We start from the raw sequence: 23,437 nt of genomic DNA, 5'->3' as shown, positions 1-23,437 counted from the left end.
TTATTTAATATTCTAAAGGTTTTTAATTGTTTTTGGAACAGATATATCTTACATTACAGAATGAATTGTGACAAATCTTTGTTTTTTACGATATTTCCAAGCTTTTGGTCGACATATGCAGGCGTAATGTCGATATGTGCAGGAGCAATTTCAGAAGCTTCGTATGAAAGTTCTTCTAGTAGCTTCTCCAAAATCGTATGCAATCGACGTGCACCGATATTATCGGTTTCTTGATTTACTTCTGTTGCAATTTCAGCAATCCGCTCAATTGCACTGTCCGTAAATTCAAGAGTTACACCTTCTGTTTCCAGCAATGACTTGTATTGACGTATCAACGAATGATCTGGTTCTTTCAGTATGCGAACAAAATCTTCTTTTGATAATTTCTCAAGTTCCACACGGACTGGGAAACGTCCTTGCAGTTCCGGGATTAAATCAGAAGGTTTCGCTGTATGGAAGGCACCTGCAGCTACGAACAGCATGTAATCAGTTTTCACAGCTCCATATTTCGTTTGAACGGTTGATCCTTCAACAATTGGTAATATATCACGTTGAACACCTTCACGCGAAACATCTACTGATGATCCGTTGCCACCCTTACTTGCAATCTTATCGATTTCATCAATGAATATGATACCCGTTTGCTCGGCACGTTCGATAGATTTTTGAGCTACTTCTTCAGAATCAATAAGCTTGTGAGCTTCTTCGAGTGTTAAAACTCGACGTGCATCTTTTACTTGTAAACGGCGCTTTTTCTTTTTCTTCGGCATCAGATTAGACAATGCATCTTGCATATTCTGCCCCATACTTTCCATTCCAGAGCCTTGGAATGCATCAAACATTGAAGGTGCTTGTTCAGTCACTTCGACGTTCACCCATTCATCTTCCAATTTCCCGTCTCTTAAATCTTCGGCAATTTGGGAGCGTTTTAAACGAATATCTGTATCGTCAGTAGCAGTTTCTTCCTGTTCTGCTTTTTGACCAAATAACATTTCAAATGGGTTTTGCGTATTATGTTTCTTTTTTAAGGATGGGACGAGTAGACGCACAATCGCATCATTGGCTAAGCGTTCAGCCTGAGCTTTTACGCCTTCAGTCATTTCTTCTTTGACAATTCGAACAGCTGCTTCTGTCAAATCGCGTACCATTGATTCGACGTCTCGACCGACATAACCAACTTCGGTAAACTTGGTGGCTTCTACTTTGATAAACGGAGCATTGGTAAGTTTGGCGATTCTTCTTGCAATTTCCGTTTTACCAACTCCAGTAGGACCAATCATCAATATATTTTTCGGTATAACTTCATTTTTCATCTCATCTGACAACAAACTTCTTCGATAGCGATTTCGCAATGCAACCGCAACTGATTTTTTAGCTTCTTTTTGTCCGACAATAAAGCGGTCCAAATGCTCGGTTATTTGTTTTGGGGTTAACTGTTGTTTATTCATTCACTTAACGCCTCCACAATAATTTGATGATTTGTAAATACACAGATATCGGCCGCAGTTGTAAGTGCTGCCTTGGCAATTTCGGTTGCATTCATGGTTTCTCCAGCAAATTGTTTTAGTGCACGCCCTGCTGCCAATGCAAAATTCCCGCCCGAACCAATTGCTAAAATGCCATCATCGGGTTCGATTACTTCTCCAGTGCCGGAAACCAATAAAAGTGTCTCATCATTCATCACGAGCAACATCGCTTCAAGTCTTCGTAACATTTTGTCGCCTCTCCATTGTTGGGCAAGTTCGACTGCAGCTCGTTGTAAGTTGCCATCGTATTCCATCAATTTCGCTTCAAACATTTCAAATAATGTAAAAGCGTCTGCCACTGATCCAGCAAAACCTGCAAGCACTTTCCCATTGTATAAGCGTCTTACTTTTTTGGCTGTATGTTTCATGACAACTTGATTTCCTAAAGTAACTTGACCATCGCCAGACATTGCAGACTTTCCTTTATGCTGAATCGCAAATATCGTGGTTGCATGTATTTCTCCCAAGATGTTCACCTCTCGTATAGCTCATCCATCATTATGCTCTAGGATGCGCATTCATATAAGTTTTTCGCAAATGTTCTTTGGTTACGTGTGTATAAACTTGTGTCGAAGACAAATGACTATGTCCAAGTAATTCCTGGACTGTTCGCAAGTCTGCTCCATTGTTCAGTAAGTGTGTCGCAAATGTATGCCGCAACATATGTGGATAGATTTTAGTATGCAATGACGCTTTTTCTACTAAGTCGCTCAGTATATATCTAACACCGCGTGGAGTCAAAGGTTGACCACGCATATTTGTAAAAACAAAATTGTGTTTTGCTTGTTTCATTAGTTTAAGACGCGCGTTTTCCAAATAGAGTTCCAACGCATCTTGAGCAAACTGACCAAACGGTACATATCTCTCTTTTCGGCCTTTACCCATCACCCGCATGATGCCGAGACGCATATCAATATCCCGTTCTTCTAATGATGTCAATTCACTTACACGAATTCCGGTTGCATACAACATTTCGAGTATAGCCCGATTTCGAAGTACCATAGGTTCTTCGCCCTCAGTAGCTAGAAACAACTGTTGTAATTCTTCTTCATAAAAAAAATGAGGAAGACGTTCCTCTTTTTTGGGATGATATAAGGAGCGAAAGGCATCTTCTTTTAAACCGAATTCCCGGTTACCAAACTTAAAAAATGAACGGATCGCCGATATTTTTCTAGAAATTGAGGTGCGCGAAAGTGATTCATCGTACAGTTTTGTCACATACAGTCGTGCATGGATGTATTCGACATCATGTAAGCTTGTAATCCCTTCTGATTGTAAAAAACCAAAAAAGTAGAGCAGGTCTGATTCGTAATCCCGAACAGTGTGTTCTGAATAGTTCTTTTCAAGCTGGATATAGCTTTTAAATTGAGACAAAGCTTCTAACGGAGTCATAAGTGTCTGTACCTCCAAATAGTTAAAGCGCCAGGAACCGTCCAGTCTCGAAACAGCCGGAGCAGCTGGATGCCAAAACACGCGAAAAATGAAATGTATACGAATTAATAAATATGACAAAGTAAAAAGCCTCTAAATTATAACAATAATTAGAGGCTTTCAGCAATTAAATCGAAAGTGAATTCATAAAATTTTGAATTGTGCCTAGTGCTCGTTCAGCTTGCTTCTCTCCACGTTTTTCTTTTGTTTTGTATCGCTGCGGTAATGCAGGGAATAAACCAAAGTTAACGTTCATCGGCTGGAAGTTTTTAGGGTCGGCTTCTGTTATATACCGGGCCATACTTCCTAATGCAGTTGCTTCAGGGAACACAAGCAATTCTTCTCCTAAAGCCATTCTAGCAGCGTTTATGCCTGCTATCAAGCCACTTCCCGCTGATTCTACATATCCTTCTACACCTGTCATTTGACCTGCAAAGAACAACGTATCATTTGTTTTCAATTGATATGTAGGTTTCAAAACTCTCGGAGAATTTATGAAAGTATTGCGATGCATTACGCCATAGCGGACGATTTCTACGTTTTCCAAACCTGGAATTAACTGCAAAACTTGTTTTTGTGGACCCCATTTTAAATGTGTCTGAAATCCGACAATGTTGTACAAAGTGCCGGCTGCATCATCTTGACGCAACTGAACAACTGCATATGGAACCTTACCAGTTTTCGGATCCTCAAGACCAACTGGCTTCATCGGACCGAATAGTAATGTCTTTTTCCCACGTTCAGCCATTACTTCAAATGGCATACACCCTTCGAAATAAATCTCTTTTTCGAATTCTTTCAAAGGCACCACTTCAGCCGAAATCAACGCTTCATAAAAACGGTCAAATTCCTCTTCAGTCATCGGGCAATTGATGTATGCCGCTTCCCCTTTATCGTAGCGGGATTTAACATAAACTTTGTCCATATTGATACTTTCTTTTTCCACAATAGGTGCAGCTGCATCATAAAAGTATAAATAATCCTGACCGGTCAATTGTTGGATCTTTTCAGCCAAGGCTTGAGAAGTTAAAGGTCCTGTTGCGATAATCGTAATGCCTTCAGGAATTTCCGTTACTTCTTCATTGATTACTTCAACAAGAGGATGGTTTTTCACTTTATCTGTTACGTAGCCTGCAAATTCGTGACGGTCTACTGCAAGAGCTCCACCTGCAGGTACAGAACATTTGTCTGCAGCTCCCATAATAACGGAATCCAACATTCTCATTTCTTCTTTAATAACACCGACTGCATTAGTCAAAGTGTTTGCACGTAAAGAATTCGAACACACCAGTTCAGCAAATTTATCCGTATGATGAGCAGCTGTTTGTTTAACCGGACGCATTTCGTACAATCGAACTCGAACACCTCTTTTAGCGATTTGCCACGCCGCTTCACTTCCTGCCAGACCTGCTCCTATTACATTGACGATTGTCAATTTCTACACCAACCTTTTCTAATCTCAGAAAGCAGAAACTTTCCAAATTATAATTTCGTTCTTTAGTTTCTATGTACAAATTCAAACGTCAGTCCAGAAAACCCAACCACGGGCCAACTCGACTGACGCTTATGCGTTACATTTTTATGCTTGTGTGTCTTCCTTATAATCACAAGAAGTACACTGAATTTGTATGCCTTTTTTCAGTTTTTTCTCTACGAGCAATTCGCTACATTTTGGACACGGACGACTGATCGGCTTGTCCCACGATACGAATTCACAAGTTGGGTAACGGTCGCATCCATAAAAAATTCGCTTCGTTTTACTTTTACGTTCAACAACTTCGCCTTCTTTACAGCTTGGACAAGTCACTCCGATATTTTTAACAATTGCTTTTGTATTACGACAATCCGGGAAGTTACTGCATGCCATGAATTTTCCATATCTTCCTAATTTAAAGACCATTGGAGATCCACATAACTCACAATCTTCTCCTGCAGGTTCATCCTTGATTACGACTTTCTCCATTTCTTTGTCTGCATGCGTTACATGCTTTTCAAAGTCTTTGTAGAATTTATCGATAATATGAACCCATTTTTCCTGTCCTTCTTCAACACTGTCCAAATCTTTTTCCATCTGGGCAGTAAACTCAATATCGATGATGTCAGGGAAAAACTCTAACACAAGCTGATGGACAATACCACCAAGTTCAGTTGGTACAAATCGTTTTGCATCGAGAGAAACATACCCTCGCTTTTGTATTGTATCAAGCGTTGGCGCATAAGTCGATGGTCGACCTATACCTAATTCTTCAAGCGTTTTAACTAATCGGGCCTCTGAATAACGTGGAGGTGGTTGCGTGAAATGTTGCTTCGGCTCGATTTCAAGCTTCTTCACAAAGTCGCCTTTTTCCATTTCAGGTAAAATACGATCTTTTTCTTCTACTTGGTCATCGTTACCTTCTACATACAATTTCATGAAACCAGGGAATTTCACTTGTGAACCATTTGCACGGAAAACAACATTCTCATTTGTTAAGTCAATCGTAACCGTATCCAAAACAGCTGATGACATCTGGCTCGCCAAAAAACGTTCCCAAATCAATTTGTATAGTTTCAATAAATCTTTTGAAAGAATCGATTTCAGCTGATCAGGAGATCTCAGTACACTCGTCGGACGAATCGCTTCATGGGCATCTTGAGACTTGCTTGATTGTTTAGCGGGTCCTGTCGATGTGGTGACATATTCCTTGCCATATTGCCCTTCAATATAACTGTGTGCATCTTTCTTCGCAGTATCGGAAATTCGCGTAGAATCTGTACGCATATACGTAATCAACCCGACCGTGCCTTCTTTTCCAACATTCAAACCTTCATAAAGTTGCTGAGCCAGCATCATTGTTTTTCTTGCTCGGAAGTTCAACTTGCGTGCCGCTTCCTGTTGAAGAGATGATGTAGTAAATGATGGCGCAGGGTTACGTTTACGTTCTTTTTTTACAACACTTGTGACTTCGAACTTGTCACCTTTAAGTTGCTTTAAGATTTCGTTAACTTGAGCTTCGTTTGTCAGTTTTACTTTTTCAGCTCCGTTTCCGAAGTACATAGCATCAAAAGATTTTTTGCCTTTTTCAAAGCTACCTTCGATTGACCAGTATTCTTCAGGCTGGAAGTTCTTAATTTCGTTCTCACGATCAATAATCAGTCTCAATGCAACGGATTGTACACGTCCTGCTGAAAGACCTTTTTTGACTTTCTTCCATAGAATCGGACTGATGTTATAACCAACAAGCCTGTCCAAGATACGTCGTGCTTGTTGTGCATCCACTAGGTCCATATCAATGGGACGTGGGTTTTTAAATGATTCTTTAATTGCGTCTTTTGTAATTTCATTAAAAACAACGCGACAATCTGATTCAATATCAATGTTCAATGAATTCGCGAGATGCCAAGCAATTGCTTCACCTTCGCGATCGGGGTCAGCCGCGAGATAAATTTTCTTCGCTTTTTTGGCTGCTGATTTTAAATCTTGCATTACTGGGCCTTTGCCACGAATCGTGATGTACTTTGGCGTGTATTCGTTTTCTACGTCCACACCCATTTGACTACGTGGTAAATCACGAACATGACCAAGTGATGCTTTCACTTTATATTTTTTGCCAAGATAACGTTCAATCGTTTTCGCTTTGGCGGGCGATTCCACAATCACTAAAAAATCCGACATGTATGTGCCTCCTCATAGAGGTTCCTAATAAATCAATAAAAGAAATACCTGTTGCAAAATGTATAACAGATTCTAGTATATTGCAACCATTTTTCATTACGCTATTTATTTTTTAAACGACAAGCCCTGAAATTCTTCTACAATTTGATACCCATTCCAGATCGGTTTTGCCCCTTCTAACAACGACTGATTAGGACCAAGCGATAAATTGGAAGTTATGGGACCTGGAACACAATAAACATCTTTCCCATTGTCCAATGCATGTTGAAGTGTAATGAGTGTACCGCTTTTTTCTTTTGCTTCTGTCACAACCAACGCATCGCAAAGTCCACTGATTAAGCGGTTACGCATAGGAAAATACCACTTTTGTGGTGTAATATACGGTGGATATTCAGATAAGGTTAAATGATGCTTTTCCATTATTGTATATAACTGATCATTCTCTTTTGGGTATCGGGTATAGTGGCCATGACCAAGAATTCCGATGGTTTTACCACCAAGATTATGAGTTGCTTGATGAGCCATGGCATCAGCACCTTTCGCCATGCCACTGACAATCACGATTTCATTTTGTATAAGGGGAGGAAGAATAAAAGTCAAAGCATCCTTCGAATAGTTTGTAGCATCTCTTGCTCCAATTACAGCCACGTAATTTTTCATGGATAAATAATCAATATCGCCTTTTGCGTAAAGGATTGTAGGCGGGTCATATAGAGTTCTTAATTGTTTGGGATAATTGGGATGGTAAAATGGGATTGGGGTAATATTATTCGTGTTATATGCTTGTACAAGGGGGGTTCCAAGCACTTTGGTATATGCTTCTTTAAATTTCCTGGCACGTTCAGGTGTTAACCTCAACAATTTTGAGAGCTGATAGGAACTCATTCCCTCACATGCGGCTAAATCATGATCCTCTTGAAGTAGGGGCTCCAAGCGATTAAGAGGGATTGGCAAAACGTAGTGAAGAGCCAACAGTCGTTGATGAAATGTTTGTTTTATCATGCATTTCCTCCTTTTTTTCAAACAACACATCTGATGATGAGCCGCCACCTTTTATGATAATCTGTTTCTTCTAAATTGACCAGTTTTCGACCAGTTTCGACTCTATCATATGTTAAATAATATTTTGAGTTTCTTCTATATAATAACCTTATATCTGTTTTAGCTTCTTGCATTTATTTAATACATCACTCAAAACAATCTGTCTTAATAATAAAAATAGTGAATGAATGTAAGAGAGAATTATTACTAAGTTGATATTCCGTAAAACGCTACGCTTTCCGCGGGCTTGCGCCGAACTAACACGAACTAATCGTTCGTGTGGATTTCGACACTTCGCTTTTTCCGCTGGAGTCTGTGTTGTTTTCCTCCGTATTATACATGAAAAAGAAATAGCTAAAAAATGCTTAATTTTCATCGCTATTTAAGACCAATAAATATCGGATCTACTTGAAATGCATTTGATGAAACTTTTACTAGAAATAAAAAAAGCCAGAAACGATTACACAACGTTTCTGGCTTTTATTTTTAATTAATGAGTTTTACATTGATCGTACAAGCCTTTTTCTTTAATCACTTTGATTAAAGTTTCACCAATAACAGATGGTGTAGCTGCAACTTCCATGCCAGCTTCATTCATTGCTTTGATTTTGTCAGCAGCTGTACCTTTACCGCCAGAGATAATTGCGCCGGCATGACCCATACGCTTGCCTTCTGGAGCTGTTTGTCCACCAATGAAACCTACAACAGGTTTAGTCATGTTAGCTTTGATCCACTCAGCAGCTTCTTCTTCAGCTGTTCCGCCGATCTCACCAATCATTACTACTGCGTAAGTATCTGGATCTTCATTGAATGCAGATAATGCATCGATGAAGTCAGTTCCATTTACTGGGTCTCCACCAATACCTACAGCTGTACTTTGTCCAATACCTTCTTGAGAAAGTTGGTGTACCGCTTCATAAGTAAGTGTACCAGAACGAGAAACTACGCCTACATGGCCTTTTTTGTGAATGTAACCAGGCATAATACCAATTTTACATTCTTCAGGTGTAATAACACCTGGGCAGTTCGGTCCGACTAAACGCGTTTTCTTGCCTTCCATATAGCGTTTAACTTTTACCATATCAAGAACAGGAATATGTTCAGTAATACAAATCGCCATATCCAAATCAGCATCTACTGCTTCAAGAATAGCATCTGCAGCGAATGGAGCTGGAACATAAATAACGGACACGTTAGCGCCAGTTGCTTTCACAGCTTCTTCTACTGTATTGAAAACGGGTACGCCTTCAGCTTCAGTTCCGCCTTTACCTGGAGTTACACCAGCGACGATTTTTGTACCATATTCAAGCATTTGCTTTGTATGGAAAAGAGCTGTTGATCCCGTAATTCCTTGCACGAGTACTTTCGTATCTTTGTTAATATAAACGCTCATCTTTTGTCCCTGCCTTTCTTAGCCTACAAGTTCAACAATTTTTTGCGCGCCATCAGCCATAGAGCCAGCCGCAATAATGTTTAAGCCAGATTCATTCAATAGTTTCTTCCCAAGTTCTACGTTTGTACCTTCCAAACGAACAACTAAAGGTACTTGCAATCCAACTTCTTTCGCAGCTGTGATTACGCCTTCAGCGATAACGTCACACTTCATGATTCCACCAAAGATGTTAACGAAAATACCTTTAACATTTTTGTCTGAAAGAATGATTTTGAATGCTTCCGTTACTTTCTCAGCTGTCGCACCGCCCCCAACGTCAAGGAAGTTAGCGGGTGATCCGCCGTAATAGCTAATCGTATCCATTGTTGCCATAGCTAGTCCAGCACCGTTAACCATACATCCGATGTTGCCATCTAATGAAATATAGCTTAGGTCATATTTAGACGCTTCGATTTCTTTTGCATCTTCTTCATCGAAGTCGCGTAATTCTAAAATGTCTTTGTGACGGTATAAAGCATTAGCGTCGAAGTTGAACTTCGCGTCAAGTGCCATAACGTCTCCTCCACCTGTAACAACTAGTGGATTGATTTCAACGATTGCTGCGTCTTTATCAACGAATACTTGGTATAGACCAAGCATGAATTTCACAGCTTTATTTACTAAGTTAGTTGGAATGTTCATGTTGAAAGCCATACGACGAGCTTGGAAGCCAGTTAATCCAACAACTGGATCAATTACTTCTTTGAAGATTTTTTCAGGAGTTGCTTCTGCAACTTCTTCAATATCCATTCCGCCTTCTTCAGAACCCATTAGAGTTACACGTGACGTTGCACGGTCAAGAACTAATCCTAAGTAGTACTCTTTTTTAATGTCGCAACCTTCTTCAACAAGAAGACGCTTAATTTCTTTTCCTTCAGGACCTGTCTGATGAGTAACAAGGACTTTACCTAAAAGTTCCTTCGCGTATGTACGAACTTCATCCAAGTTCTTCGCGATTTTAACACCGCCAGCTTTACCACGTCCACCTGCGTGGATTTGAGCTTTCACCACGACAACTTCTGTGCCTAGTTCTTTTGCAGCTTTTACTGCTTCTTCAGGAGAAAAAGCAACTAAACCGTTCGACACTGCGACACCATATTGTCTGAGGAGTTGTTTACCTTGATATTCATGGATATTCATTTTACATCCTCCAATCAAACTTCTGTCAAGTAATTTACTACCTTAACCATTGTATTAAACCTGTCAAACAATGTCCACACTTGTCCTTTATATTCCTTAAACTGCGAATATTCTGTTCTTTTTGTCGAAAAAAAGTTCTTTTACCTTTTTAAACCATGAGATTGGTCTATTCGATAAATGAATGCAAAAACTTCCGCAACTGCTTGATACAGCTCCTCGGGTATTGACTCATTAATATCCAATTGCCCGAGCAGCGCAACTAAACTGGGATCTTCTTGTATTGGAATATGATGTTCTTGTGCTATTTTGATAAGATTTTCAGCTATTGCACCTTTGCCTTTTGCAATTACTGTTGGCGCATTTTCTAAATTCTGTTTGTAAGTTAAGGCGACAACTTCTTTAGTCTTCTTGTTTTCTTCGCTCATACCAGAATATCCACTCCCCACTTACTTACTTGCGATTTCGTCAATATTGGAGGTGGCTCTGGTTGCTTCGAATAGCTTTTCATAAATACGCCAGATAATTGATAATTTAATGAGTTGAGACCTGTTTTAAGCGCTTCTCTGAACTGATCTGCGTAAGGCATTAATGCCTCACTTTCGTTATATACATTAATCGTGATAATCCGATTTTGAATTTGCATATCAATTACTGTTTCTTTCAAAGAAGATAAATCCAGATAAAACATGACCCGTGCATAATTGGAATCAATTTTTCCATCATCATTCATTTGTCCGTTCCATTGTAATGAAGCATCCATACGTTTCCCGAAAAAATCCAGTGGAACTTGCATTAGCAACTGATGCTGAGGACCATTATCACCTGATAAGATTTGCATCCCATTTAAACGGGATACAATCATTTCTGCTGTTTCCTTCAACGGCGCAGATATCTCGGAATTATGGAGTAATGCCAGTAATTGTGGTTTAAGCGATTCACTTATTTGGCTAAAATTCGCTCCCTGCACCAATTTTGACTCGTAGGCAAACCCGATATTGCTAAGTATTTGTTTGATTGCTTGTTCAATCGCTACGCCGTTCATTCCAGCTTGAACGTTAGCTTCTGCTATAGATAAAGCTTGCTGAACAACAAGATGATTAGATTTACTGGATAGCATCGTCAATTGTTCTAATACTTCGGCGTCCAACTCTTTCCTATTCAGTGAATTTAATAGGGACAACACATGATCCGAAGGTGTAAACAATTTCTGATTTGTTTCAAACGGTTGGCCTTGAGCCGTTTCTGAACTTAACCAATTGGCAAGTGTCGCTTGCTTCGGAACAAGACCAACCTCTTTCAGCAAATTAAGTAATATCAGTTTGTCGCTTTCACTTGTATTCTCTAACTGTAAACGTTCAATCATCTGTCCAAGAATTGCCCCGCCAAGCTCATTTAAAAAAGGTTGTGTTATTTGAGTCAATACTTTTTCAATACTTCCTTTTTGTCGCGATGGAATGGTCGTATCATTTTGCAAAGCAAGTTTAAATATATCCAACAGCTGATGTAAGCCACTTTTATCTTGTCCGTTGATTAACATGGTAAAGTTTTCGTTCGTAAATGCTAGTTTGAGCTCACTCAATTTTTGGATTGCCAACAATCCTTCTGACAATTTAACCTGTGGAGGGATTTCCTTCAGCCATTGTTCTGCTAAGAGTAACTGTTCTTTCGAAAGAGGAATTTTCTCTTTAATCATTTGCTGTACGATACTCTGCATTTCAGTTGTTTTCGGCAATTGAAGAGAGTCCATTAACTGCTTCGTTTGATTAGTTTCATCTACGTGAGGGTTAAGAGCATCTGTCACTACTTTTAATTGCAAAGTTGCTTGATTACTTAGTACTTGAAAGTAATGAGCATCTCCGGCTTTTAAAGGGACTTCTAATAAAGCCATCATTTTTTGATTCCCTATTTGAACTTCAGCTCTTTGGTCAGGAAATACTTTATTCACACTCGCACGAACGACTTGACCATGTCTCAACGAGATCACCTGTTCATTTGTCACAGCGGTTCGTATGGATGGCTGTATAGTGGGTGACATGCTCTAACCTCCTTTAGGAAATCATGGACTTGATAGGCTCAAATGACCTTCTGTGAATAGGCGTTGGACCAAACTTATTCAAAGCTTCTATATGTAAAGCTGTCCCGTAACCGGCATTTTTCGCAAAATGATATTCTGGATACATTTTATCAAACTCATCCATTAGTTCATCACGAGTTGTTTTGGCCAATATTGATGCTGCAGCGATTGCTAGACTTTTTGCATCCCCTTTAATGATTGAGTGTTGTGTTGTTGCTGTAGGGAGTTTCATGGCGTCGACCAATAAGACTTGTGGTTCAATCGATAAGCTGTCAACAGATCGCATCATGGATAGCCGAGTCGCCTCGTAAATATTTAAAGTATCAATTTGATCAACTGCTTGAATATGTATGGAGTAACAATGTGCATGTTTTTTGATGATTTCAGCGAAATGCTGTCTTTTACTGCGCGATAGCTGTTTGGAGTCATTAATTCCGAAAAGTTCACTTGGGTAATCTTTGAAAATAACTGCAGCAGTTACGACAGGACCAGCAAGAGGTCCTCTGCCCGCTTCATCTATGCCGGCAACCAAATCACTCATCGTTTGCTTATAACTGTTATCAAATTGAATCTTATCTTCATGTTCAAGTTTAACTTTGTTCTGCGCTTCCAGTCTTTTCAACCAGGAAGTAACTAATTTTTGAACCCCCGACCGTTGATCGTTCATGAGTTCACTCGTCCACTCATTGGGCTCTGTTGTACTTCTCAGTTGCTCTGAGATTGCCTTTATTGTTAGCATTACGCTCCACCTCTTTGTCTAGGTTACAAAAAAACCTTTTTTACCCGAAGGTAAAAAAGGTTACTTTTCGGGTTCTGAAACCAACTCATCCACAATATCAAACGTCAATTTGCCTAGATGTTGTCCACGGATATCCCGCACAATAAGTTGCGCAACTTGATCATAATCGATTTCTCCTCCACCTGCATAAGCACGGCGAAGTTTCCCGATATGGTCAAATGTAATAACTAAGTCCTCATTAACTTCAGTCAATTTGTAGCGTTCTTCCATACGTTTCGGATAATGCGTAGCTAAAAAATTCAGACCATAGACAGCCAATTCTTCCATATTGGTGATGGTGTCTTTGATTGCACCCGTTAATGCCAATTTGTATCCTACAGCCTGGTCTTCAAACTTCGGCCACAGGATTCCTGGTGTATCTAAAAGCTCCAGTTCTTTTCCTACTTTTATCCACTGTTGCGCTTTTGTGATACCTGGTGTATTCCCTGTTTTCGCAAGATTTTTCTTTGCCAGACGGTTGATTAGCGTCGATTTCCCTACGTTAGGAATTCCTACGATCATTGCACGGATGGCACGAGGTTTGATTCCACGCAGACGCATGCGTTCCCATTTTTCGAATAACAATTCACTTGCAGCCTTAGTTACGACTTGTAACCCTTTGCCTTCAAGTGAATTGATGGCTACCGCACGATGTCCACGCTCTTCAAAGTATTGAATCCACTTTTTCGTTTGAAAATCGTCGGCCATATCCATCTTATTTAATATTAACAACCGAGTCTTTTGACCAATCACTTCATCGATCATTGGATTTCTTGAAGATAGCGGCAATCTTGCATCAATTAATTCAAAAATAATATCAACTAATTTTAATTTTTCCGTAACTTCACGACGAGCTTTCGCCATATGACCCGGAAACCATTGAATGGTCATGTTCTATCTCCTCCTGTGTTACTCAACCAGTCCCATTTCAGTCGGTGGCCAGAAAATAACAGTGGTATTACCTATTATTTCTTCCATTGATACCACACCGATAATTCGACTGTCTTTACTGTACCTTCGATTGTCACCCATTACAAAAACATATCCTTCTGGAACGACTTCCAATTGAGTAAGTTCTTCAAGCGTGAAATCTTCAGTTAGCGTACCTTCATTTATTTCTCTTTTGTAAGGCTCTAAATACGGCTCGGGAAGCGGTTCACCATTTATATAGAGTTGATCATTTTTGTAAGCGACATGATCTCCCGGCAATCCGATAACACGTTTAATGTAATCCTTTTGCTCAGGCGCATGGAACACTACAATATCGAAACGGTCTGGTTCCCCTACTTCGTAGCCGATTTTGTTCACGATCATCCGGTCTCCATCTTCGAGCGTCGGCATCATCGATTCTCCATCCACTACGATAGGTGTAAATAAAAAATAACGAATAAGCCAGGCTAGTCCAAATGCGATAAGCAAAGCTTTCGACCATTCCCATAACTCATTTTTTTCTTTTTTGGTTTGTTCCATTTTTTTGTTGCCCCCTTGCTTCAATTACATATATTGTACAAGTATTTTTAATGACAAGCAAAAAGAAAGAGAGCTTGATAGCCAAGCTCCCTTTCTGATTTGATTATTATCGAATTTCTTTAATACGAGCTGCTTTACCACGTAATTCACGTAGGTAGAACAATTTCGCACGACGTACTTTACCACGGCGAAGAACTTCTAGACGAGCAATCTTTGGCGTGTGTACTGGGAATATACGTTCAACACCAACACCGTAAGAAATTTTACGTACAGTGAAAGTTTCGCTTACTCCGCCACCACGGCGAGCGATAACGATACCTTCATACATTTGGATACGTTCGCGAGTTCCCTCTACGACCTTAACGTGTACACGTACAGTGTCACCAGGACGGAATTCAGGAAGATCCGTACGAAGTTGTTCTTTAGTGATTTCAGTAATAATGTTTTGCATGGTTTTCTCTCCTTAGACAGATGCTCATGCCAGCGACTATGGCTGCAGCGGAACACCGTAATTCAGCACTTCACATAGAAGTACAGAATAGATGATACCACAATTCACCGAAGCTAGCAAGGCAAATTAGTTGTTTTTTCATTCTCCCACCTGGCAATAAGCTTTTGTTCAGCAGGTGACAAGTCCATATTGACCAACAGGTCCGGACGTCTGCTCCAAGTACGGTATATAGACTGTTCACGACGCCATTGTTCAATGTGCGCATGATTACCTGAAAGTAATACATTTGGAACTTTCAACCCTCTAAAATCGGCAGGTCTCGTGTATTGAGGATGTTCAAGTAACCCCATTGAAAATGAATCCTGCACTGGTGATTCGCCATTGCCAAGTACTCCAGGCAATAAACGGACAACACTATCGATTACTGTCATCGCACCAAGTTCTCCACCAGTTAAAACAAAATCCCCAATCGAGATTTCATCGGTCACCAAATGTTCGCGAATCCGTTCATCATATCCTTCGTAATGACCGCATAAAAAAACCAACTCTTCTTCAAGAGCCAATTCTTCTGCCTTTGCTTGCGTAAAGCGTTCACCTTGAGGACACATCAATATGATGCGAGGTTTTTTGGAATTTGCGGTTATCGCTTCCACAGCTTGAAATAAAGGCTCTGGCTTTAATACCATCCCAGCACCCCCACCATAGGGATAATCATCAACCTGGTTATGTTTATTACCTGAATACGTACGGAAATCCGTAACAGCCAATGAAACTGCTTGTTTTTCTTGTGCTTTTTTTAATATCGAAGATCCGAAGACACCAGAAAACATGTCTGGGAATAACGACAACACATGAATATGCATCATGACAATAAGCCGTCCAGGACTTCGATTACAATTTTCTTTTCATCGACATCGATTTCTTTTACGACATCTCCAATATAAGGAATGTAATGAGCTTTCCCTTTTGCAGGTGTTACGGTCCAAACATCATTTGCTCCCGTTTGCAAAATATCCGTCACTACGCCAATTTCCTGTCCATCCACACCAAACACAGTACAACCAAGGATTTCATGGAAATAGTACTCGTCCCCTTCTAAATCGGACAATTGATTTTCAGATACTTTTAAAATGCCGTCGCGGAACTCTTGCACCATTTCAATCGTCAAATAACCTTCGAACGTCAATAAATCAAAGTTCTTATGTTGACGGTGACTTGCAACAGTTAACACTAAAGGCGATTTACCATCTCTAAATAAAGACAGCTTATTACCTACTGCATAACGTTCTTCTGGAAAATCAGTACTTGAAATGACGCGCACTTCTCCACGAATTCCATGTGTATTGACAATTTTACCGACGTTATACCAATTCATTAAAATCACTCCCGATTTAAAGTACAAAAAAGGAAGGAACCATGAGCTCCCTCCTTTTCGTCTTAATCTAAAATGTCGACATAAGTCTTCTTTTTGTGGTGACTGCTTGCTGCTGAATAAACAATGGTACGGATCGCTTTCGCAACACGACCTTGCTTACCAATAACTTTCCCCATATCTTCAGCATGGACAGAAAGTTTGTAGACAATACGGTTTGCATTTTCGTCTAATTCAACACGAACTTCTTCCGGATAATCAACTAATGGTTTAACAATTGTTTCAATCAGCTGCTTCATTATGCTGCCCCCGATTACTTAGCGTTTTTTGCGTTATGGAATTTCTCCATGATGCCTTGTTCAGAGAACAAGTTACGTACTGTATCAGATGGTTTAGCACCAGTTGATAACCATTTCAACGCTAATTCTTCGTTGATTTTAACTTCAGCTGGTTTTGTTAATGGGTTGTAAGTACCAACTGTTTCGATTTGACGGCCGTCACGTGGAGCGCGAGCGTCAGCAACAACAATACGATAGAAAGGAGATTTTTTAGCTCCCATACGTTTTAAGCGAATTTTAACTGCCATGTTTAATAGCACCTCCGAATAGTTTCACACAAGATAGTATATTATCAAGGATTTATTTGTTTGTAAAGTGTTTTTTCTTAACACCTAATATTTTGCCTAAAAAATTACTTGAAAAGGGAATCCAAGCCAGGCATTCTCATCTTTTTCTTGCCTTTTTGTTGTTGCATGTTCGACATTTGCTTCATCATTTTCTTCATGTCTTCAAATTGCTTAAGCAAACGGTTCACGTCTTGAATCGACGTACCAGATCCTTTTGCAATTCGTTTTTTGCGACTGGAGTTAATGATATCCGGTGTCGTTTTTTCTTGAGGTGTCATTGCATAAATAATCGCTTCTACACGCCCCATTTGTTTTTCATCAACTTTGGCATTTTCTAGCCCTTTGATTTTACCCGCTCCAGGAAGCATTTTAATGATGTCCTCAAGAGGACCCATTTTCTTCACTTGGTTCAGTTGTTCAATAAAATCATCAAACGTAAAGCTTTGAGTTCTGAATTTTTCTTCCAACTCTTTTGCTTTTTCTTCATCTACATTGGCCTGAGCTTTTTCAATCAGCGACAGCATGTCACCCATACCTAAAATACGGGAAGCCATACGCTCAGGGTGGAATGGTTCAAGTGCATCCATTTTTTCGCCCATCCCGACAAATTTAATCGGTTTTTGAGCTACAGAACGGATTGATAGTGCTGCACCACCGCGCGTGTCTCCATCAAGTTTCGTCAAGACAACTCCTGTGATACCGATGCTTTCGTTGAAGCTTTGAGCAACGTTTACAGCATCTTGACCTGTCATAGAATCCACGACCAAGAACACTTCATCCGGTTCCTTCAATGCGCGAATGTCTTTCAATTCTTGCATAAGGTTCTCGTCGATGTGTAAACGTCCCGCAGTATCAATGATAATAACATCGTTATGATCTTCTTTAGATTTCTCAAGTGCCTGACGAACGATTTCCACGGGCGAAACTTCTGTACCTAAAGAAAATACAGGCAATGATAACTGTTTACCAATCGTTTGCAATTGTTGGATGGCCGCTGGACGATAAATATCCGCTGCCACCAATAAAGGATTACGATTATATTTTTTACGTAAAATATTTGCCAATTTACCGGTAGTGGTAGTTTTACCAGCACCTTGCAAACCGACCATCATAATAACGGTTGGCGGTTTTTTAGCAAACTGAATTGGGCTTTGTTCTCCACCCATTAATTCAGTCAATTCATCTTTTACGATTTTGATGACTTGCTGACCTGGCGTCAAGCTCTTCATGACATCCACGCCAACTGCACGTTCACTTACTTTTTTGACGAATTCTTTGACGACTTTTAAGTTTACGTCTGCTTCTATTAAAGCAAAACGGACTTCTCTCATCATTTCTTTAACGTCTGCTTCGGAAACTTTACCTTTACCTTTGATGCGTTGGATGGTTCCTTGCAGCCGCTCGGCTAATCCTTCAAATGCCATGCATGCCGCCTCCTAATCCGATTCTTTCAGCATCTCAATCAATTCAGCAGCTAGTTCCTGATTGATTGGTTCCGCTTGAATTACTTGTTGTAATTGATTCATTACAAGTTGGCGTTGCTGAAATTTTTCCAGTAATTTAAGTTTTTCTTCGTATTCTTCTAACATCGCTTCTGTGCGACGGATATTATCATAGACAGCTTGTCTTGAAATTTCATATTCGTCAGCTATTTCACCCAATGAGTGATCATCCAGATAATAGAGATGCATATAACTTCGTTGTTTCTCTGTCAGTAATGACTGATAAAAATCATATAGAAAGTTCATACGTGTCGTTTTTTCAAGTAGCACTGTGATCTCTCCCACCTACAACTTCCTACTTGTATCATAGCGAGCAATACATTATGCGTCAAGTAATTTTACTTGTCTACTTTAAAGTATCCGCTTCTTCCTGCTCCAAACCTTCTGCAAATAAACCGTATACATATTTCTCAGTATCGAAAGGCTGTAAGTCGTCCATTTTTTCACCAAGACCTACAAATTTTACAGGAATGTGCAATTTGTTGCGGATTGCCAGAACAATTCCGCCTTTTGCCGTCCCATCCAGTTTCGTCAGGACAATTCCTGTCACGTTAGTTGCTTCTTTGAAGGCTTGTGCCTGAACTAATGCATTTTGCCCTGTAGTCGCATCTAGTGCCAGTAGTACTTCGTGTGGAGCACCAGGTACTTCACGTTCGATTACGCGATGAACTTTTTGCAACTCATTCATCAAGTTTACTTTGTTTTGCAAACGACCAGCCGTGTCACAAATCAATACGTCAATCCCTTTGCTTTTTGCAGAGCGGACAGCATCATACATAACTGCTGCAGGATCTGACCCTTCGGACTGTTTAATCACTTCGACACCAACGCGATCTCCCCACACTTGCAATTGATCAATTGCACCAGCACGGAACGTATCTCCAGCTGCCAGCATCACTGTTTTTCCTTGTTGTTTCAGACGATGCGCCAGTTTTCCAATCGTTGTCGTTTTACCAACACCGTTTACCCCAACGAATAAAATAACCGTCAAGCCAGCTTCCTGAATAAGGAGTTCGTTTGATTCCTCTTCACCTGATTCATAAATTTCTACTAACTTCTCGGAAATCACGGACTGAATGCCAGCGGTGTCTTTTATATTTTTACGTTGAACTTCAAATCGTAACGCATCCATCAATTCCATTACCGTTTCAACCCCAACATCGGCTTGAAGCAATAAATCTTCCAATTCTTCAAAGAAATCCTCGTCAACTTTACGATATTTAGCAACTAAATCGTTTACTTTCGACGTAAATTGATTGCGTGTTTTGGATAATCCATCTTTAAATTTTTCGGATACAGAAACCGATTCACTCGTTCCTGTTAATTTTTCTTTCATTTTTTTAAAGAAACTCAAGCTCTTTCGCTCCCTTGTGCGACAAGTGTCGGTTGATGATCTTCTTGCAATTTTACGGATACCAGTTTAGAAACACCAGATTCTTGCATGGTAATCCCATATAAAACATCAGCACCTTCCATCGTACCTTTACGATGGGTGATGACAATAAACTGAGTATCATGACTGAATTTTTTCAAATATTGACTATAGCGAATTACATTGGATTCATCCAGTGCCGCTTCTACTTCATCTAGTATACAGAACGGTACAGGACGAATGTTAAGAATGGCGAACAACAAAGCGATGGCTGTCAAGGCACGTTCTCCACCTGATAGTAAACTTAAATTCTGACGCTTCTTACCAGGTGGCTGAGCGATAATTTCGATACCCGTTTCAAGCATATCTGATGGATCAGTTAAAACTAAATCCGCTTGCCCGCCCCCAAATAGTTCGCGGAATACACGGCCGAATTGAGAACGTATCGCATGGAACGTATCGCTGAAACGCATCGTCATTTCTTCATCCATTTCTTTGATAGCTTCATGTAATGTCTGTTTTGCATCCAATAAATCCTGTCGTTGATCCGTCAAGAAAGCATGGCGCTCGGACACACGTTCAAATTCTTCAATGGACGATACGTTTACAGGTCCAAGCTCTTCAATCGATTGCTTGAGCAATTTCACTTTTTTACGAGAGACTTCTTCTTCAAATGTATCCATGTCTGGCAGTTCCAATTCATCCAATGTTAAATGATAGTTTTCTTCTAGCTGAGCGTGCAATGTATTCTGTTCAACATCGAAACGGTTCATTTTCACTTCTGCAGCTCTTAAAGCATCTAGCTGTTGTTTGTGTAAATGCTGATTTTTCTTTAATTGCAGCTCAACTTGTTGCAGTTGAATTTGAATTTGTCCACGTTTTTCTTTGCCAATGGTAATACGTTCCACAAGCAATTGCTTTTTGTTTCTCCACTCGATCAGTTTTTGATCAATTTCTTCAGGGGTTGGGCCCATTTGATTGTCACCAGATTCATACCATGTCATTTCCTGAGTGGCATGCTCCAGTTTTTGCGAAACTTTTTGCAGTTTTTCCCGTAACTCAGTAACTGCAAAATCTGCAACATTGAGTTGTTCTGATAAAACTGCCTGTTTAGAACGAAGTTCTGCCATTTGTTCGGTTAATTGATCACGTTCATTCAATGTCTGTGATTTAAGGTTTGTTAAACGATTAATGGTTTCGTTCAATGCATCCAGTTCGTTCTTTAATTCCAACAGTCGTTGTTGTGCTTGATTTTTCTTTTCTTTTGCTTGTTCATGACGACTTGACACATCTTTCGTCTCTGAACTTGAAATAAATGCTCGTTCATTAAGACGTTTAAAAGAGGTTTCGAGTTCTCGCAGATTCGAACTTAATTCTAATTCCTTTGCTCTGCGTTGCTCCCCTTCACTTCGCATACTTTCAAGTAGTTCCGTCTGTTGTTCAATAGACTTCTTCAAAGTGGAAACTTGATTTTCAGCAGTTTGAATGGACTGGTCCATCCCTTTTAATTTCATTGCCAGTTCATCCAACTCAGCTTTTCTAGAAAAGACGGAAGACTGTTGTTTTGTAAATCCACCTGTTAAAGAACCGCCTGCGTTAACGATATCCCCATCCAGTGTTACCACCCTGTAGCGATATTGAATGGATTTGGCTATTTGCGACGCCCCTTGCAGATCTTTTACCACAATGACATTACCAAGTAGATTCTCAACAATTGATTTAGACGTTGAATCAAATGAAACGAGTTCATCTGCCGTCTGAATGAACGAAGGGTGTCCTTGCAAATTTCTTAAAACATCCGCTTGGATTTTACGCGACTTCATGACCGTTTTCGGAAGGAAAGTAGCACGTCCGGAACGTTTATTTTTCAGGAAAGCAATAGCTTTTCGGGCATCTTGATCCGTCTCAGTAACAATATGTTGCATGGCTCCACCAAGTGCCGTCTCAAGGGCTTTTGCATACTCCGCCTTTACTTGTATAAGCTCTGCTACCGCACCAGAAATACCAGTAAGTTGTCCATTTTCACGTGCCACCAAAACCTCTTTAACTCCTTGGAAGAACCCAGAAAAGTCCGCTTCAAGCGCTTCCAATGATTCTTTTCTCGCCTTCAACTGCTGTTGATGTTGATAAGCTTGATATAGCATCGCTTGTTTGGAATCGAGAGTCTGTTTTTCTTTCGAGAAAGTTTGTTGACGCTCTTTGTAATCATTCAGTTTATCGTCTAACATTTTACGAATTTCCGATAACTGCTGTTCCACTTGTTGCTTTTGTGACTCAACGGTTGATAAGTCCAAAGTGATTTGTTCATATTCATTTGTCATTTTATCTTTAAACTCATGCTGCTGAAGAAGCTGTTGTTCCAAATGTTTTAATTCGTTTTTGACAGTTGCTTCTTCATTTAACAAATCAATATATGTTGATTTATGGTCTTCGATTTCCAATTCTATTTCTGCACTCGATTGTTTGAGTAAATGGTCCAGTTGTTTGACTTCTTGCTGGACATTGCGCAATTCAACTCGTGCTTTTGCAGTGTCGGATTGCTTTTGTTCCAACTGAGTCGTTAACTGGAATTTCTCGTCTTCAAGTTCAGCAATGGTCATACGGAGTTTATCGATTTGTTGATCCATATTTTGACGCTTTTCAGCCATCAGTTGCTTGCGGCCATCCCAACGCTCAAGCTCGGAACTAGCTTCGACCAATGATTCCTGTGAATCATCTATCAAACGGTCTTGCTCCGTTAACTGCTCTCGAACGGTATGTAGTTCAAGCTCCATCTTACTAATGAGGTCTTCGAGTTCTTTTTCTTGCTGCTCAAAAACTTCCACTTCTTGCTTCACTTCACCTAACCGTTTTTCAACACGTACCAGATCAAAAGCAATTAACCCTAAGTCAACCTCTTTCAGCTCTTCAGACATGCGTATATAATCGGTTGCTGCTGATGCTTGCATTTGAAGCGGCTCCATCCGACTATCCAACTCGTGTAAAATATCCAGCACTCTGTGCAAATTGTCATCTGTTTCAAACAGTTTGTTTTCGGCTTTCTTTTTACGCAATTTATATTTGAGAACACCCGCTGCCTCTTCAAAAATCGAACGTCGATCTTCAGGACGGCTGTTCAGGATCTCGTCTACTCGCCCTTGAGATATTATCGAAAAGGCTTCTTTGCCTAATCCTGAATCCATAAATAAATCAGTGATATCTTTCAATCTACAAGTTTGCTTATTTAATAAGTATTCACTATCGCCTGAACGAAACACGCGTCTCGTGACACTGATTTCATTGTAATCCAATGGCAAGCGCTCATCTGAGTTATCGAGTACGAGCGTAACTTCTGCAAAATTGAGAGGTTTTCTCGATTCACTGCCTGCAAAAATGACATCTTCCATTTTGGCGCCGCGCAGTGATTTTGCTGACTGCTCACCCAAAACCCATCGGATAGCATCCGTTACATTACTTTTCCCACTTCCATTTGGACCGACCACTGCGGTCACTCCTGGTACAAAATCAATGCCAATTCGATCCGCAAACGATTTAAATCCAATGACTTCAAGTCGCTTTAGGAACAAAT

The 23,437-nt window shown here is 40.0% G+C and carries 22 protein-coding genes; all 22 read right to left on the bottom strand.

What is annotated here, in order from left to right:
- Positions 1-53 precede the first annotated feature (53 nt).
- The 22 genes from hslU to smc all read right to left on the bottom strand — a co-directional run bounded on the left by hslU (position 54) and on the right by smc (position 23,435).
- Positions 54-1,448 carry an ATP-dependent protease ATPase subunit HslU gene (gene hslU, locus ACQKEV_RS06640; protein ID WP_427444592.1) on the bottom strand — a complete coding sequence of 465 codons (1,395 nt, stop codon included), beginning with the start codon at positions 1,446-1,448 and terminating at the stop codon, positions 54-56.
- Complete coding sequence (gene hslV, locus ACQKEV_RS06635) at positions 1,445-1,993, bottom strand: ATP-dependent protease subunit HslV (protein ID WP_427444590.1); 549 nt, start codon at positions 1,991-1,993, stop codon at positions 1,445-1,447. The genes hslU and hslV overlap by 4 nt, the downstream gene beginning before the upstream one ends.
- Positions 1,994-2,024: 31 nt before the next feature.
- Positions 2,025-2,918 carry a tyrosine recombinase XerC gene (gene xerC / locus ACQKEV_RS06630; RefSeq protein WP_427444588.1) on the bottom strand — a complete coding sequence of 298 codons (894 nt, stop codon included), beginning with the start codon at positions 2,916-2,918 and terminating at the stop codon, positions 2,025-2,027.
- A gap of 166 nt (positions 2,919-3,084) precedes the next feature.
- On the bottom strand, positions 3,085-4,392 hold the full coding sequence (trmFO, locus tag ACQKEV_RS06625) for an FADH(2)-oxidizing methylenetetrahydrofolate--tRNA-(uracil(54)-C(5))-methyltransferase TrmFO (protein WP_427444586.1): 1,308 nt from the start codon (positions 4,390-4,392) through the stop codon (positions 3,085-3,087).
- A 144-nt stretch (positions 4,393-4,536) separates the two neighbouring features.
- Positions 4,537-6,612 carry a type I DNA topoisomerase gene (topA, locus tag ACQKEV_RS06620; protein WP_427444584.1) on the bottom strand — a complete coding sequence of 692 codons (2,076 nt, stop codon included), beginning with the start codon at positions 6,610-6,612 and terminating at the stop codon, positions 4,537-4,539.
- A 105-nt stretch (positions 6,613-6,717) separates the two neighbouring features.
- Positions 6,718-7,614 (bottom strand): DNA-processing protein DprA, encoded by an 897-nt coding sequence (dprA, locus tag ACQKEV_RS06615; protein ID WP_427444581.1) that lies wholly within the window; start codon positions 7,612-7,614, stop codon positions 6,718-6,720.
- 529 nt (positions 7,615-8,143) lie between these two features.
- Entirely contained in the window at positions 8,144-9,046 is a 903-nt protein-coding gene (gene sucD, locus ACQKEV_RS06610; RefSeq protein ID WP_427444579.1) for a succinate--CoA ligase subunit alpha, read from the bottom strand.
- Between the two features lie 18 nt (positions 9,047-9,064).
- A complete protein-coding gene (gene sucC, locus ACQKEV_RS06605; protein ID WP_427444577.1) occupies positions 9,065-10,225 on the bottom strand; it encodes an ADP-forming succinate--CoA ligase subunit beta in 1,161 nt (386 codons plus the stop codon).
- A 140-nt stretch (positions 10,226-10,365) separates the two neighbouring features.
- A complete protein-coding gene (locus ACQKEV_RS06600; protein ID WP_427444575.1) occupies positions 10,366-10,650 on the bottom strand; it encodes an EscU/YscU/HrcU family type III secretion system export apparatus switch protein in 285 nt (94 codons plus the stop codon).
- On the bottom strand, positions 10,647-12,260 hold the full coding sequence (locus ACQKEV_RS06595) for a hypothetical protein (RefSeq protein ID WP_427444574.1): 1,614 nt from the start codon (positions 12,258-12,260) through the stop codon (positions 10,647-10,649). The genes ACQKEV_RS06600 and ACQKEV_RS06595 overlap by 4 nt, the downstream gene beginning before the upstream one ends.
- Positions 12,261-12,273: 13 nt before the next feature.
- Positions 12,274-13,038 (bottom strand): ribonuclease HII, encoded by a 765-nt coding sequence (locus tag ACQKEV_RS06590; RefSeq protein WP_427444571.1) that lies wholly within the window; start codon positions 13,036-13,038, stop codon positions 12,274-12,276.
- 60 nt (positions 13,039-13,098) lie between these two features.
- Positions 13,099-13,968, bottom strand: coding sequence for a ribosome biogenesis GTPase YlqF (gene ylqF / locus ACQKEV_RS06585; RefSeq protein ID WP_427444569.1), 870 nt, complete (start codon positions 13,966-13,968; stop codon positions 13,099-13,101).
- A gap of 18 nt (positions 13,969-13,986) precedes the next feature.
- The gene (gene lepB / locus ACQKEV_RS06580; RefSeq protein ID WP_427444567.1) at positions 13,987-14,547 is read right to left on the bottom strand and encodes a signal peptidase I; all 561 of its coding nucleotides are present in this window, start codon (positions 14,545-14,547) and stop codon (positions 13,987-13,989) included.
- Positions 14,548-14,653: 106 nt separating this feature from the next.
- The gene (gene rplS / locus ACQKEV_RS06575) at positions 14,654-14,998 is read right to left on the bottom strand and encodes a 50S ribosomal protein L19 (protein ID WP_269924745.1); all 345 of its coding nucleotides are present in this window, start codon (positions 14,996-14,998) and stop codon (positions 14,654-14,656) included.
- Positions 14,999-15,111: 113 nt separating this feature from the next.
- Positions 15,112-15,861, bottom strand: a complete 750-nt coding sequence (gene trmD, locus ACQKEV_RS06570) for a tRNA (guanosine(37)-N1)-methyltransferase TrmD (RefSeq protein ID WP_427444851.1) — start codon at positions 15,859-15,861, stop codon at positions 15,112-15,114.
- Entirely contained in the window at positions 15,861-16,373 is a 513-nt protein-coding gene (gene rimM, locus ACQKEV_RS06565; RefSeq protein WP_427444564.1) for a ribosome maturation factor RimM, read from the bottom strand. Before rimM ends, trmD begins: the two co-directional genes overlap by 1 nt.
- Before the next feature lie 62 nt (positions 16,374-16,435).
- Positions 16,436-16,669 (bottom strand): KH domain-containing protein, encoded by a 234-nt coding sequence (locus ACQKEV_RS06560; RefSeq protein WP_016427707.1) that lies wholly within the window; start codon positions 16,667-16,669, stop codon positions 16,436-16,438.
- A 14-nt stretch (positions 16,670-16,683) separates the two neighbouring features.
- Positions 16,684-16,956 (bottom strand): 30S ribosomal protein S16, encoded by a 273-nt coding sequence (rpsP, locus tag ACQKEV_RS06555; RefSeq protein ID WP_016427708.1) that lies wholly within the window; start codon positions 16,954-16,956, stop codon positions 16,684-16,686.
- 104 nt (positions 16,957-17,060) lie between these two features.
- Entirely contained in the window at positions 17,061-18,419 is a 1,359-nt protein-coding gene (ffh, locus tag ACQKEV_RS06550) for a signal recognition particle protein (RefSeq protein WP_427444560.1), read from the bottom strand.
- Positions 18,420-18,431: 12 nt separating this feature from the next.
- Positions 18,432-18,743, bottom strand: coding sequence for a putative DNA-binding protein (locus ACQKEV_RS06545; protein WP_427444849.1), 312 nt, complete (start codon positions 18,741-18,743; stop codon positions 18,432-18,434).
- A gap of 100 nt (positions 18,744-18,843) precedes the next feature.
- Complete coding sequence (gene ftsY / locus ACQKEV_RS06540) at positions 18,844-19,851, bottom strand: signal recognition particle-docking protein FtsY (protein ID WP_427444558.1); 1,008 nt, start codon at positions 19,849-19,851, stop codon at positions 18,844-18,846.
- Positions 19,848-23,435, bottom strand: a complete 3,588-nt coding sequence (smc, locus tag ACQKEV_RS06535; RefSeq protein WP_427444555.1) for a chromosome segregation protein SMC — start codon at positions 23,433-23,435, stop codon at positions 19,848-19,850. Before smc ends, ftsY begins: the two co-directional genes overlap by 4 nt.
- Between the last annotated feature and the right edge of the window lie 2 nt (positions 23,436-23,437).

Origin of the sequence: Paenisporosarcina sp. NPDC076907, assembly GCF_050269735.1 — a bacterium.
Lineage (GTDB): Bacteria > Bacillota > Bacilli > Bacillales_A > Planococcaceae > Paenisporosarcina.
The sequence above is the reverse complement of the archived record's forward strand: the minus strand, read 5'-3'. Positions and strand labels throughout refer to the sequence as shown.